Annotated in this window: 17 protein-coding genes; 3 read left to right on the top strand and 14 right to left on the bottom strand. The window is 75.5% G+C overall.

Annotation, left to right across the window (positions count from 1 at the left end; translation table 11 throughout):
• Nucleotides 1–79: 79 nt before the first annotated feature.
• From BM142_RS08780 to BM142_RS08730, 11 genes are all read right to left on the bottom strand, one after another.
• Nucleotides 80–367: a hypothetical protein gene (locus tag BM142_RS08780; RefSeq protein ID WP_254790684.1), complete on the bottom strand. Its 288-nt coding sequence runs from the start codon at nucleotides 365–367 to the stop codon at nucleotides 80–82.
• Nucleotides 368–420: 53 nt separating this feature from the next.
• On the bottom strand, nucleotides 421–690 hold the full coding sequence (locus tag BM142_RS08775; RefSeq protein WP_092196385.1) for an acylphosphatase: 270 nt from the start codon (nucleotides 688–690) through the stop codon (nucleotides 421–423).
• Nucleotides 687–1,565 (bottom strand): bifunctional DNA-formamidopyrimidine glycosylase/DNA-(apurinic or apyrimidinic site) lyase, encoded by an 879-nt coding sequence (gene mutM, locus BM142_RS08770; RefSeq protein ID WP_092196384.1) that lies wholly within the window; start codon nucleotides 1,563–1,565, stop codon nucleotides 687–689. The genes BM142_RS08775 and mutM overlap by 4 nt, the downstream gene beginning before the upstream one ends.
• 4 nt (nucleotides 1,566–1,569) lie before the next feature.
• Nucleotides 1,570–2,337, bottom strand: coding sequence for a ribonuclease III (rnc, locus tag BM142_RS08765; RefSeq protein WP_092196383.1), 768 nt, complete (start codon nucleotides 2,335–2,337; stop codon nucleotides 1,570–1,572).
• Between the two features lie 14 nt (nucleotides 2,338–2,351).
• Nucleotides 2,352–2,531 (bottom strand): 50S ribosomal protein L32, encoded by a 180-nt coding sequence (gene rpmF, locus BM142_RS08760; protein WP_092196382.1) that lies wholly within the window; start codon nucleotides 2,529–2,531, stop codon nucleotides 2,352–2,354.
• Between the two features lie 2 nt (nucleotides 2,532–2,533).
• Nucleotides 2,534–3,094 carry a YceD family protein gene (locus BM142_RS08755; RefSeq protein ID WP_254790682.1) on the bottom strand — a complete coding sequence of 187 codons (561 nt, stop codon included), beginning with the start codon at nucleotides 3,092–3,094 and terminating at the stop codon, nucleotides 2,534–2,536.
• Nucleotides 3,095–3,359: 265 nt separating this feature from the next.
• Nucleotides 3,360–4,046 (bottom strand): hypothetical protein, encoded by a 687-nt coding sequence (locus BM142_RS08750; RefSeq protein ID WP_092196381.1) that lies wholly within the window; start codon nucleotides 4,044–4,046, stop codon nucleotides 3,360–3,362.
• Nucleotides 4,047–4,119: 73 nt separating this feature from the next.
• Complete coding sequence (gene coaD / locus BM142_RS08745) at nucleotides 4,120–4,608, bottom strand: pantetheine-phosphate adenylyltransferase (RefSeq protein WP_092196380.1); 489 nt, start codon at nucleotides 4,606–4,608, stop codon at nucleotides 4,120–4,122.
• The gene (gene rsmD / locus BM142_RS08740; protein WP_092196379.1) at nucleotides 4,605–5,159 is read right to left on the bottom strand and encodes a 16S rRNA (guanine(966)-N(2))-methyltransferase RsmD; all 555 of its coding nucleotides are present in this window, start codon (nucleotides 5,157–5,159) and stop codon (nucleotides 4,605–4,607) included. Before rsmD ends, coaD begins: the two co-directional genes overlap by 4 nt.
• A gap of 85 nt (nucleotides 5,160–5,244) precedes the next feature.
• A complete protein-coding gene (gene recG, locus BM142_RS08735; protein WP_092196378.1) occupies nucleotides 5,245–7,434 on the bottom strand; it encodes an ATP-dependent DNA helicase RecG in 2,190 nt (729 codons plus the stop codon).
• Nucleotides 7,435–7,453: 19 nt separating this feature from the next.
• Complete coding sequence (locus tag BM142_RS08730; protein WP_092196377.1) at nucleotides 7,454–9,070, bottom strand: DAK2 domain-containing protein; 1,617 nt, start codon at nucleotides 9,068–9,070, stop codon at nucleotides 7,454–7,456.
• 101 nt (nucleotides 9,071–9,171) lie between these two features.
• Between BM142_RS08730 and rpmB the strand changes: the two genes are divergently transcribed.
• On the top strand, nucleotides 9,172–9,447 hold the full coding sequence (gene rpmB / locus BM142_RS08725) for a 50S ribosomal protein L28 (protein ID WP_470278204.1): 276 nt from the start codon (nucleotides 9,172–9,174) through the stop codon (nucleotides 9,445–9,447).
• Between the two features lie 77 nt (nucleotides 9,448–9,524).
• Here rpmB and BM142_RS08720 read toward each other — a convergent pair whose 3' ends face one another.
• From BM142_RS08720 to BM142_RS08710, 3 genes are read right to left on the bottom strand one after another with little or no spacing between them, the layout of a single operon-like run.
• On the bottom strand, nucleotides 9,525–10,154 hold the full coding sequence (locus BM142_RS08720; protein WP_092196376.1) for a cytidylate kinase-like family protein: 630 nt from the start codon (nucleotides 10,152–10,154) through the stop codon (nucleotides 9,525–9,527).
• Nucleotides 10,142–10,696: a GNAT family N-acetyltransferase gene (locus BM142_RS08715; RefSeq protein ID WP_092196375.1), complete on the bottom strand. Its 555-nt coding sequence runs from the start codon at nucleotides 10,694–10,696 to the stop codon at nucleotides 10,142–10,144. The genes BM142_RS08720 and BM142_RS08715 overlap by 13 nt, the downstream gene beginning before the upstream one ends.
• Nucleotides 10,680–11,720, bottom strand: coding sequence for a thiamine-phosphate kinase (locus BM142_RS08710; protein WP_092196374.1), 1,041 nt, complete (start codon nucleotides 11,718–11,720; stop codon nucleotides 10,680–10,682). Before BM142_RS08710 ends, BM142_RS08715 begins: the two co-directional genes overlap by 17 nt.
• 125 nt (nucleotides 11,721–11,845) lie before the next feature.
• Between BM142_RS08710 and BM142_RS08705 the strand changes: the two genes are divergently transcribed.
• Together BM142_RS08705 and BM142_RS08700 are read left to right on the top strand one after the other, a co-directional pair.
• Nucleotides 11,846–12,061, top strand: coding sequence for an Lrp/AsnC ligand binding domain-containing protein (locus BM142_RS08705; protein WP_254790680.1), 216 nt, complete (start codon nucleotides 11,846–11,848; stop codon nucleotides 12,059–12,061).
• Nucleotides 12,062–12,682 (top strand): DUF3515 domain-containing protein, encoded by a 621-nt coding sequence (locus tag BM142_RS08700; RefSeq protein WP_092196372.1) that lies wholly within the window; start codon nucleotides 12,062–12,064, stop codon nucleotides 12,680–12,682.
• Nucleotides 12,683–12,686 lie beyond the last annotated feature (4 nt).

Below are 12,686 nucleotides of genomic sequence, written 5' to 3'. Positions count from 1 at the left end.
GTATTGGTGCTCGTGTGGAGAAGGACCCCGTCCTCCTCACGCCTCGCACGCTCGGCGCGAGCCTCGGGACGGGGCCGAGTCAGGCGAGCGCGGGCTCGGCGTTCTCGCCGGCCATGGACAGCAGTTCGTGGGCGATGGCGGCGTCACGCTGCGTGCGGAGCTCCTCGAGTTCCCGCTCCAGCCGGCGCACCTTGGCGCGCAGGACGGCGTTCTCCTCGACCATGCGGAGCTCCGCGGGTGCTACGACGTGACCGAACAGGGCCTTGGCCATGACTGCAACGGCCTTTCCGAGCGAGAGGGTGAGCCCGGCGCCCCGGACGTCGGTCGGCGCGAGCTGTGGTATGCCCAGGGTGACAGGCCCGGACACGCAGGTCAACGCGAGGCCCACCCGTTCCCCGTGTCGGGGGGATGTCGCGTTCGTCACTCCGTGGTGAACGCCGATGCACCGCGCGGCGGTTCGTCCCGGACCTCCACCGCGGTCACCGTCCCGGGCGCGCGGGGCCCGTCGAGCACGGCCAGGGCGTCGGTCACGGCGCCGTCCTGGCCCTCCAGCGCGACCTCGACACGACCGTCCGGGAGGTTGCGCGCGACGCCCGCCAGGCCGGCGGACTCCGCCAGCCCGCGGACGAACCAGCGGTAGCCCACCCCCTGCACGTGGCCGGACACGAGGGCCACCGCCCGCCGGGTCATGCGCGGCGGGCTCTCGGGCGCGGCTGGCACTGCGGGCAGCTGTAGCTGGAGCGGTTCATGAACGACTCCCGGCGGATCGGCGTCCCGCACCGGGGGCAGGGCCGGTCGGACTGGCCGTAGACGGCGAGGAACCGGGAGAAGTAGCCGCTCTGCCCGTTGACGTCGACGTACAGCGAGTCGAACGAGGTGCCGCCCTGGGCCAGCGCCTCCCCCAGCACGTCCCGGACGCCGTCGAGCAGATCGGCGACCTGGCCACGGGTGAGCTTGTCCGTGGGCCGCGCACCGTGCAGCCGGGCCCGCCACAGCGCCTCGTCGGCGTAGATGTTGCCGACGCCGCCGATCAGCGTCTGGTCCAGCAGTGCCCGCTTGACCTCGGTGCGCCGGCGGCGGAGGGCGGCGGTGAAGGCGTCGACGTCGAACGCGTCGTCGAGCGGATCGATCGCGATGTGCGCCAGGCGCGGCGGGATGCCGCCGTCCGCCCCGCTCTCCTCCACGGCCAGCCCGCCGAACGTGCGCTGGTCCACGAAGCGCAGCTCGCGCCCGCCGTCGGTGAAGGTGAACCGGGCCCGCAGATGGGTCTCGTCGGGCTGGGTGCGCTTCTCCACCAGCAGCTGACCGCTCATCCCCAGGTGCGCCACCAGCGCCCGCCCGGCCTCCGCGCCGTCGGGCTCGGCGACGGGCAGCCACAGGTACTTGCCGCGGCGGTGGGCGGCGGTGAGCGTGCGTCCGGTCAGCGCCGCGACGAAGTGCTCGCTGCCCTCCAGGTGCCGTCGGACGGCCCGGGGGTGGTGCACCTCGACGGAGGCGACGGTGCGGCCGGCGACCCACTGCTCCAGGCCCCGCCGGACCACCTCGACCTCGGGAAGCTCCGGCACGCCGTCAGTCCTCCGTGGTGAGCGCCCGCCAGGCCGCCGCGGCGGCCTCCTGCTCGGCGGCCTTCTTCGTGCGGCCGCTGCCCTGCCCGTAGACGGTACCGGCGAGCAGCACCGAGGCGGCGAAGGTCTTGGCGTGGTCGGGGCCCTCGTCCTCCACCCGGTAGCTGGGCGCACCCAGCCCCTTGGCGGCACCCAGCTCCTGCAGGCTGGTCTTCCAGTCCAGCCCGGCGCCGCGCGTCGCGGCCTCGACGAGCATGGGGTCGAACAGCCGGTGGACGATCCCTGCCGCGACGTCCAGTCCGCAACCGAGGTGGACGGCACCGATGAGAGCCTCGACGGCGTCGGCGAGGATCGAGTCCTTCTCCCGGCCGCCGGTGGTCTCCTCGCCGCGCCCGAGCAGCAGGTGCGGGCCGACGCCGCCGTCCCCCAGCCGGCGGGCGACGCCGGCAAGGGAGGTCATGTTGACCACCGAGGCACGCAGCTTGGCCAGCTGCCCCTCGGGAAGGTCCGGCTGGCTGCGGTAGAGCTCGTCGGTGACCACCAGGCCGAGCACCGAGTCGCCGAGGAACTCCAGCCGCTCGTTGGTCGGCAGGGCGCCGTTCTCGTAGGCGAAGGACCGGTGGGTCAGCGCCAGCCCGAGCAGACCGTCGGGCAGCTCGACACCGAGGGCGTCGCGGAGCCAGGCGGCGGACCGCTCGGCGTGCTCGGGACCACCCGGCGGACGGCCGTCGACGACGTGCTCCGTGGAGCGCGCGCCGGCGACCGTGCCCACCGTGGATCCGGCGATCAGACCGAGAGAACCTGGCGGCCGTCGTACTGGCCGCAGGTCGGGCACGCCTGGTGCGGCGGCTTGAGCTCACCGCAGGCGCGGTTCGGGCACGGCGAGAGGGTCGGCGCCGTCGCCTTCCACATCGAGCGGCGCGAACGGGTGTTGGCGCGGGACATCTTCCGCTTCGGGACAGCCACGGTCAGTTCTCCTCAGTGGTGGGGCTCTCGCCGGGGGCGCCCGGCGAGGAAGAAGGGGTGCCGAACTTGGCGGCGAGACCGGCCCAGCGGGCGTCGACGATCTCGTGCGCGTGGTCGGCGGGCAGGTCGTCGAGGCGCTGCCCGCAGCCGGCGCACAGCCCCGCGCAGTCCTCGGTGCAGACCGGGGCCAGCGGCAGCGCCAGGACGACGGTGTCCCGCGCCAGCGGCTCGAGGTCGAGGTAGTCGCCCTCGATGCGGCGGACCTCGTCCTCCTCGCTGGTCGCCTCGGTGGTGCTGCCCTCGTAGGCGTAGAGCTCCTGGACGTCCAGGGACAGCGTGTCCTCGATGGGCTCCAGGCACCGGGCGCACGAGCCGGTGACCGGGGCGTCGATCTCGCCGGTGACGAGCACGCCCTCCATGACCGACTCCAGCCGAAGCCGCAGCCGCACCTCGGCACCGGCCGGGACGCCGATCAGCTCCACGCGCCAGTCCTCGGGCGTCGGGGCGGAGCGGTCGAGCTCCTGCATCGAGCCCGCGCGACGGCCGAGTTCCCGGAGGTCCACGCGCCACGGGTTGGCTGCGGGGCGCCGCGCGTCCTGCGGCCGGGGGCCGGAGGTCGGGGCGCCTGAGTGGAGCGGAGAAGCGGCAGACATGTCAGTACTCGCGGTAGGCAGTGGGGGATGGCCGGCCGGGACGACCCCGTGCAGGGGCACCACCGACGGTCGGACCAGGAGACGAGACTACCCGACGGTGAGAAACTGGAGCGGCCACCCTGCAGGGGCCCGCGGCGAGCGGAGCGAGGCGTGGGGGGCAGGGTGGTCCTTTCGCTTACTCCCGCAGCGTCGTCCGCGCCTTCTCCACCGAGTGCAGCATGTGCTCCAGGGTCGTCTCGAAGTCCGCGAGCCGTCCGTCGACGTACTGGTCGACCTCGGCACGGGTGCGCGCGGCGTCGGCGTGCGCCTGGGCGCCGAGCTCGTCGGCCCGGGACACCGCACCGCGGTAGACCTCGGTCTCGGTGATCAGCCGCTCGTGCTCCGCGTGCGCCGCTCCGATGATCTCGGCGTGCTGCGCCTGGGCGTCGGCGAGCAGCGCCTCGCGGTGGGCCATCCCCTCGGCCACCAGCCGTTCGGCCTCGGCCTCGGCCTCGGCGATCATGTCCTCCGCGTCGGCCTGGGCAGCCGCGAGCAGCTCGTCGCGCTGGCGGCGGGCGGTGCCCAGCAGCTCGTCGCGCTGCCGGCGGGCGGCGCCGAGCAGCTGCTCGCTCTCGCCGCGGGTGCGCCCGGTGAGGCGCTCGGCCTCGGCCTGGGCCTGCTGCAGGATCTCGGTGCGCTGCTCCACGATCGCGCCGGCCGCCTGCACGTCCTCGGGCAGCGACTCGCGCAGGTCGTCGAGCAGGTCGAGCAGGTGGTCCCGGGGCACCATGCAGGAACCCGACATCGGGACGCTCCGGGCGTTCTCGATGACGGTCGTCAGCTCGTCGACGGTCTCGTAGAGCCGGTAGACGACCTCGGTCACGCGCTCACCTCGCCGGCGCTCGGCGACCGCGTGCCCGACGGTGCCGTGTTCTCGCGTGCCCTCGCGAGCTCGGTCACGAGGACCCCTCGCGCCGGGCGCGCTCGCGGAGCCGGTCGTCGACGGCCTTCGGCACCAGCCGGGACACGTCGCCGCCGAACTTCGCGACCTGCTTGACCAGGCTCGAGGAGAGATGCCCGACCTGCGGCGCGGTCGGGACGAACAGCGTCTCGACGGCCGCCAGCTCGCGGTTCATCTGGGCCATCTGCAGCTCGTACTCGAAGTCGCTCACGGCGCGCAGGCCCTTGACGATGACCGGGATCTCGTGGCTGCGGCAGTAGTCGACGAGGAGCCCCTGGAAGCTGTCCACGGTGACGTTCGGGAGGTCCGTGACCGCCTCGCGGAGCAGGTCCATGCGCTCCTCGACGGAGAACAGGCCGGCCTTGCCGGGGTTGACCAGCACCGCGACGACGAGCTCGTCGTAGAGCCCCGCGGCCCGGGTGATGACGTCGACGTGCCCGTTGGTCACCGGGTCGAAGGATCCCGGGCAGACAGCTCGCCTCACGGGGAGCGACCGTACCGGAGCTGGGCCTCCCCGTAGCGGCGGTCGCGCAACCCGACGAAGGGTGTCGGCCACTCCCAGAGGGGCTCGCGGCTGCTGCGCTCGACGACGACCACCGCCTCCGGGGCCAGCCAGCCGCCGCCGGCCAGCGCCCCCAGCACGGTGAGCACCTCGTCCACCGGCGTGGTGTACGGCGGATCGGCGAGGACGACGTCGAAGCGCGCGGGCGGCGCGCCCCCGACCACGGTGGGCACCGAGCCCTTGACCACGCGGCCGCCGGGCAGCCCCACGGCGGCGAGGTTCTCCTTCAGCACGGGGAGGACGGCGGGCGAGGACTCCACGAACACGGCGGAGCCCGCCCCCCGGGACAGCGCCTCGAGCCCCAGCGCGCCGGTGCCCGCGTACAGGTCGAGGACGGCGGCGCCCCGGAGATCGGTGAGGTGGGAGAGCGCGTTGAACAGCGCCTCGCGGGCCCTGTCGCCGGTGGGCCGCACGCCGGCCCTCGGCACCTTGAGCCGGCGCCCACCCGCCGTCCCGCTGATCAGCCGCGTCATGACCCCACCCCGAGCCTGCGACGCACGGCCCCCTCCAGGGATCCCGCCCTGAGCCGGCGGAGGGTGGGGAGGAGGGGGTCCTTCGTCATGCCTTCTCCAGGTAGTCGGCGCGCTCGTCGGTGGCCAGCCGGGCCACCTCGGCGGCCAGCCCCGGGTGGTCGGCCAGCCCGCGCTCGGTCTCCAGCAGCGCCGTGGCCTCGACGCGGGCGGCGGCGATCAGCTCCTCGTCGGCCAGCAGCGACAGCAGCCGCACCCCCGACCGCCGGCCGGACTGCGCCGCGCCGAGGATGTCGCCCTCGCGGCGGGTCTCCAGGTCCAGCCGGGCCAGCTCGAAGCCGTCGGAGGTGGCCGCGACCGCCGCCAGGCGCTGGCCGGTGGGCGACCCCGACGGCGCCTCGGTGACCAACAGGCAGAGGCCGGCGTGGGCCCCCCGGGCGACCCGGCCGCGCAGCTGGTGCAGCTGGCTGACACCGAACCGGTCGGCGTCCATGACCACCATGACCGTCGCGTTCGGCACGTCGACGCCGACCTCGACCACCGTCGTGGCCACCAGCACGTCGAGCTCGCGGTCGGCGAAGGCGCGCATCCGGGCGTCCTTCTCCTCCGGGGTCAGCCGGCCGTGCAGCACGTCGAGCCGCAGCCCGGCCAGCGGGCCGCTGCGCAGCATCTCGGCGATGTCGAGGACGGCCAGCGGGGGGCGCCGGTCGCTCGTCGGCTCGTCCTCGGGGGCGCCGTCGACGTCCTCGGGCTCGTCGTCGGCGCCCTCCTCCTCACCGATCCGCGGGCAGACCACGTAGGCCTGGCGGCCGGCGGCGACCTCCTCGCGCAGCCGCTCCCAGGCGCGGTCGAGCCAGGCCCGCCGCTCCCTGACCGGCACGACCGAGCTCGACACCCCGCCACGGCCGCTCGGCAGCTGGCGCAGGGTGGAGATCTCGAGGTCGCCGTAGACGGTCATGGCGACGGTGCGCGGGATGGGCGTGGCGGTCATGACGAGGACGTGCGGCGGCCGGCTGCCCTTGGCCCGCAGGGCGTCGCGCTGCTCGACGCCGAACCGGTGCTGCTCGTCCACCACGACCAGGCCGAGGTCGGCGAACTCGACGCCCTCCTGCAGCAGCGCATGCGTCCCGATGACGATGCCGGCGCGGCCCTCCGCGACCTCGGCCCGCGCCTCCCGCTTCGCCGCCGTCCGGAGCGAGCCGGTGAGCAGCGTGACCCGGGTGCCGGAGGGGTCGCCGTCGATCTCCCCCGCCCGGCCCAGCGGTCCCAGCAGCTGCCGGATCCCGCGGGCGTGCTGGGCGGCCAGCACCTCGGTGGGCGCCAGCAGCGCGGCCTGGCCGCCCGCGTCCACCACCTGCGCCATGGCACGCAGGGCGACGACGGTCTTCCCGGAGCCCACCTCGCCCTGCAGCAGCCGGTGCATCGGCTGGGCGCGGTCGAGCTCGGCGGCCAGCTCCTCGCCGACGGCCCGCTGGCCGTCGGTGAGGTCGAAGGGCAGCGCGGCGTCGACGGCGTCGAGCAGCCCGCCCCGGCGCCGCGGCCGGGCCAGCCCCGGTTCCAGCGCCGCGGCCCGGCGACGGGCGGCCAGCGTGAGCTGCAGGATCAGCGCCTCGTCCCACTTCAGCCGGTGGACGGCGCGGTCGACGTCGTCCGCCGTCGTGGGCCGGTGGATGTCCAGGAGGGCCGCCGCGAGCGGCAGGATGCCGTGCCGCGCCCGCACGTCCTCGGGCAGCGGGTCCTCGACCAGGCCGGTGAGGTCGGCCTGCGGGCCGAGCAGCAGCTTGACCGACTTCTGGATGACCCAGCTGGAGACGTCCTTGCTCGCCGGGTAGATCGGGATCAGCGCGCGGGCCCAGTCGTCGTCGCCGCTGTCGCCGTCGAGCAGGTGCATGTCCGGGTGGGCGAACTGCTTCTCGCCGCGGTACTCCCCCACCGTCCCGGCGAACATCCCCCAGGCGTTCACCTTCAGCGCGCCATGCCGGTGGTTGAAGAAGACCAGCTTCATCTGGCCCCGCCCGTCGCCCACGACGACCTCGGTGAGGCTGCCCCGGCGGTTGCGCATCGGGCGGGTGGAGACGCTGCGCACCTGGGCCAGGACGGTGACCCGGTCACCGACCTGGACGTCGGCGAGGTCGGCCTGCTCGCCCCGGCTGGCGTAGCGCCGCGGGTAGTGGCGCAGCAGGTCCCGCACGGTGTACAGGTCGAGCTGCTCGGCCATGCCCGTCGCCGTCTTGGGGCCCAGGACCCGGGACAGCGGCGTCTCCAGGGTCACCGCCACCTGCTCGGCCTCCTGCCCGTCACTCGACGCCGACCTGCAGCGGGATGTGACCGGGGCCGCCCCCGAACCGGCTCACCTCGATGGTCGGGTGCGCGGTGGCGAGGTGGCGGCAGACCGTGTCGCCGAGCCCGGCGTCCTCACCGACCAGCAGCGTCGCCATCTCCCCGCCGGCCGACAGCAGGCGGTCGAGCAGCTCGCACGCCACGGTGGCCAGGTCGCCGCCGACGACCACGACGTCGCCCTCGGCGGAGCCGAGCGCGTCCCCGGGCTGGCACCGGCCCGCCGAAGTCAGCGCCTCCTGGTCGGCGACGACGACCTCCGCCCAGCGGGTGGCGGCCGCGGCCTCCGCCATGGCGATCACGTCGTCGCCGAACCGGCGCGCGGGGTCGGACACGGCGATCGCGGCCAGACCCTGCACCGGCGACCGGGTGGGCACCACGCCGATCTCCCGCCCCGCCTCCCGGGCGCGGGTGGCCGCCCGCGCGGCGACGGGCAGGAGCGCGGCGTCGTTGGGCAGTACGACGACCTCGTGGGCCGCCGAGCCCAGCACCTCGGCCAGCACGTCGTCCTCGGTCACCCCCTCGGGGCCGCAGGTCACCACCCGCACCCCCTCGCCGGCGAACAGGTCGGCCAGCCCGTCACTGGACACGACGGCGACCACCGCGCGGGTGCCCGGGACGGGGGCGGCGGGCTGGACGGGCGCCAGCGGGGACACCGAGATGCGGTACGGCCGGCCGGCCTCGATGCCGGCCTCGATCGCGGCGCCGATGTCGGCGACGTGGACGTGGACGTTCCACTCCCGGCCGGTCGGGGTGTCGACGCCGACGACGACCAGGCTGTCGCCGAGGCCGGCGAGCCGCTCCTGCAGGCGGGCCACCGACGCCTCGTCGGCGTCGGCCAGCAGGAACTGCACCTCGCTGCCCGGGCCGGCCGGCGGTGCATGGGGGAGGTGCTCCCCGGAGTGCCCGTGGCCCCGCGCCCCGGCGTCGCGCCGGGCCAGCGGCGGCCGCGCCGGCTCGATGCCGGTCACCGTCGTCACCAGGGCGTCGAGGACGAGGCAGAGGCCGGCGCCCCCGGCGTCGACCACACCGGCCTCGCGCAGCGCGGCGAGCTGGCCGGGGGTGGCCTCGAGGGCGACCCGCGCGCCGTCGGCCGCGGCCCGGACCACGTCGGCCAGCTCCGTCCGGCCGGCGTCGACGGAGGCGACGGCGGCCTCCCCTCCCGCGCGGGCCACGGTGAGGAAGGTGCCCTCCTCCGGGTCGGCCACCGCGCCGTAGGCGGTGTCGGCGGCCTTCTGCAGCGCGCCCGCGAAGGCCGGACCGTCGGCCGGCGCCTGGCCGGCGAGCTGGTCGGACAGGCCACGCATCAGCTGGGCGAGGATCGTGCCGGAGTTGCCCCGGGCGCCGAGGACGGCGCCGCGGGCGAGGATGGACCACGCGGACTCGGTCGTCCGCCGGCTCTCGGTGTCGAGCGCGGCCACCGCCGCCTGGGCGGTGAGCAGCAGGTTGGTGCCGGTGTCACCGTCGGGCACGGGGAAGACGTTGAGGTCGTCCAGCCGGCCCCGGGCTTCGGACAGGACCTCGACGGCGGCCCGGTGCCACCGCGCGACCGCCTCGTCGTCCAGCGCCTCCACCACGGCCGGAGGGTACCCGCGGGAGCCGACAGGACCCGCTGTCGTCGCGACCGGGGCGCCCGCGACCGGGGCTCCGGGAGGGCGCCGGCGGCACGACCGGCCGGGTGCGGTTAGACTGCTGGACGGTCTTGCTGCGGGTGCTGCCTTGCCCCGCCGTCTGTGAACGATTCTCTGGGAGTGATTCAACCGTGGCTGCCGTGTGCGATGTGTGTGGCAAGGGCCCCGGTTTCGGTATGTCGGTGTCGCACTCGCACCGCCGCACGCCGCGCCGGTGGAACCCGAACATCCAGTCCGTGCGGGCGCTGATCGCCCCCGGCAACCGTCGCCGGATCAACGCGTGCACCTCGTGCATCCGCGCCGGCAAGGTCGTGCGCGCCTAGCAGCGCGCCGGCTCGTCGCTGGAACCCCGGAGGTCCCCGACCTCCGGGGTTCTTCGCGTTCCGGCTGCCTTCTCGCCTCAGGCCCCGACGATCCCTCTCGCCCGGGCGGCGGTCACCACGAGGTCGACCACCGTCTCCACCGGGAAGGCCGTCCCGTCGACGACCAGGTGGTAGTGCTGGGGCGCGGCCGGGTCGCAGCGGTAGAAGTGCCGCACGTAGGCCTCGCGCGAGCGGTCGTTGGCCTCCATCTGCCGACGCACCTCCTCGGCGGGCCGGCCGGACCGGGCGACGGCCGCCTCGAACCGGCGCTCGGGCGGGCCGTCGAGGCGCACGTGCAGGACGTCGGGCCGGTCGCGGAGCACCATCGCGCCGGCCCGGCCCAGGACCACTCCGCCGGCGCCGGAGGCGATGTCGGCGAGCACCCGCTCGGTCTGCTGCCGGTAGGCCCGCGCGTCGGGCAGCGCCGACGTCGGCAGGACTCCCCCGACGGGGTCGGGCATGGTCCCCAGCGAGGCGACCAGCCGCCAGAGCCCGCGGACCACCGTCTCGTCGTTGGCCTCGGCCTCCTCGACCGGCACGCCGAGCCGCCCGGCGACCTGGGCGGGGATCGCCCGGTCGTGGAAGGGCAGCCCGAGCAGCTCCGCCACGGCCGGCGCCACCTCGGCGCCCGCCGCGCCGTAGGCGGCCGAGATCGTCACGACGCCCACGACGGCTCCTGTTCCTCGCCGGTCCCCGGCAGCGACCTGCCGAGGAAGACCGCGTCGGGCGCGCAGGCGTAGGTGCCGTATCCGGGCACCGGCCGGTAGCCCAGCTCGGCGTAGAGCGTGAGCGCCTCGGGCTGCTCCCGGCCGGAGTTGAGCACCACCTGCGCGTGCCCCGCCGCGGCCGCGCCCTCCTCCAGCGCCGCTACGACCATGCGGGCGATCCCGCGCCGCCGGAAGGCGGGCTCGACGTAGACCCGCTTGATCTCGGCCTCCCCGGAGGGCAGCGCCCGCCAGGCGCCGCAGCCGGCCGGGACGCCGTCCACCTCGGCGACCAGGAAGATCCCGCGCGGCGGGACGAACTCGGCGGGGTCCACCGCGGCGGCGTCGCGGCCGCCGTAGCGCCGCACGTACTCCTGCTGGACGGCCTCCACCAGGTACTGCGCCAGCGGGTCGTCGTAGGGCAGCGCCCGCAGCGTCGCCACCGCCCCGTCCCGGAGCACCCCGCCGGCCTGCCCCTGCCGGCCGCCGTCAACCGAAGTGCACATGCCCGGCTCCCTCCGCACCGACGGCCCGGACGACGTCCGCGGCCGGCGTCCCGTCGACCAGCACACCCTGCGCCCGCCGCCCACCGCGCACCACACCGATCGGCGTCCAGCCCACCGGGAGGGGCGTGCGCGCCGGGAAGGTGGCCACGAGGGCGTGGTCCTCGCCGCCGGTGAGGACCCAGGCCAGCGGGTCCACGCCCAGGGCGGAGCCCACCTGCTGGAGGGGCCCGTCCGGCTCCAGGCAGGCCCGCACCAGCGCCGCCCGGTCCACGTCGATGACGACGGAGCTGGCGGCGGCGATGTGGCCGAGGTCGGCGAGCAGGCCGTCGCTGACGTCGCACATCGACGTGGCCCCGGCCTCCGCGGCCCCCGGACCGGCCGCGTACGGAGGCGTGGGCCGCCGGTGCGCGGCCACCACCGCGATCGGGCTGCTGAACCCCCGGCGGAGGACGGCCAGGCCACAGGCCGACCAGCCCAGCCGGCCGGCCAGCGCGAGGACGTCGCCGGGCCGGGCCCCCGACCGCAGGACCGGTGCCCGCCCGGCGAGGTCGCCCAGCGCGGTCACCGAGAGGACGACCGACGTGCTGTCGGCCGCCGACGCCACGAGGTCCCCGCCCACGACCGCCGCGCCCAGCGGGCCGCACTCGGCGGCCAGGCCGGCCGCCACGCCCTCCAGCCAGGCCGTCTGGGTCGACGACGGGCAGGCGAGACCGACCAGCAGCGCGGTCGCCACCCCGCCCATGGCGGCCACGTCGGCCAGGTTGGCGGCCGCCGCCTTGTGGCCGATGTCCTCGGCCGAGGACCAGTCGCGCCGGAAGTGCCGCCCCTCCACCAGGACGTCGGTGGTCGCGACCACCCGGCGGTCGGGGGTGCGCAGGACCGCTGCGTCGTCCCCGGGCCCGACCTGGGCCACCCTCGCGGTACCGGCCTGGGCGAGCACGCGGTCGATCACCCCGAACTCCCCCACCACCTTCACGGTGTCGGCGGGATCGCCCCGGGGGACGAGCGGGCGGGGACGAGTCATCGGTTCTCTTCCGGTGCTGAGGTAGGTTGCCGAACTGTCCGCCACCCGGCGGGGACGACGAACCGGCAGTGTTGCCCGAGGCAGTGTTGCCCGAGAAGGGGTCTCCCGTGGTCCACGCCTACATCTTGATCCAGACCGAAGTCGGCAAGGCCGCCCAGGTAGCAGCGACGATCAGCGAGATCGACGGGGTGACCAGGGCCGAGGATGTCACCGGCCCTTACGACGTCATCGTCCGGGCCGAGGCCGACTCGGTCGACGAGCTCGGCCGACTGGTCGTGGCCCGCGTCCAGTCGGTCGACGGGATCACCCGGACGCTCACCTGCCCGGTCGTGAACATCTGAGTGCCTGAGGACGACTCCCCCACCCCGGAGGTCCCGGGACCGGCCGCGGCGCCGGAGGACCCGCTGCGGCGGGTCGCCCTGATCGCGACGGCCGTCCTGGTGCCCGTCGTCGTCGCGCTGCTGGTGCTGGCGAACGTCCTCGGCGGGGACGCCGAGGAGCGCAGCGACGGCGGCGGACCGGCCACGATCGACGGCCGGACCCCGGCCCAGCGCGAGGACCTCCCGGTGCTCCCCGTCGAGGTGCCGCCGGCCACCCCGGAGGCCGACGCCTCCTGCCCCGCCCTCATGGGCACGCTCCCGCTGGAGCTGGCCGGTGAGCCGTCCCGGCGGGTGGACTCCGACACCCCGTACGCCTACGCCTGGGGGGATCCGCCGGTCGTCCTGATCTGCGGGGTGGACCGCCCGGCCGGGTTCGTCCCCGGGGCCTCGACGATCCAGATCAACGGCGTGCAGTGGTACGTGGACACCTCCGACCCCGACGCCACGGTGTGGACGACGGTGGACCGGCCGGTCGACGTCGAGGTCACCCTGCCGGCCGAGGTCGACAGCGCACCGGTCACCGCCCTCACGCCGCAGATCTCCGCCGCGCTGGAGTACCGGGAGCCCGACCCCGGCAGCTGAGGCG

The organism is Blastococcus tunisiensis (assembly GCF_900112815.1).
Lineage (GTDB): Bacteria > Actinomycetota > Actinomycetes > Mycobacteriales > Geodermatophilaceae > Blastococcus_B > Blastococcus_B tunisiensis.
The sequence above is the reverse complement of the archived record's forward strand: the minus strand, read 5'-3'. Positions and strand labels throughout refer to the sequence as shown.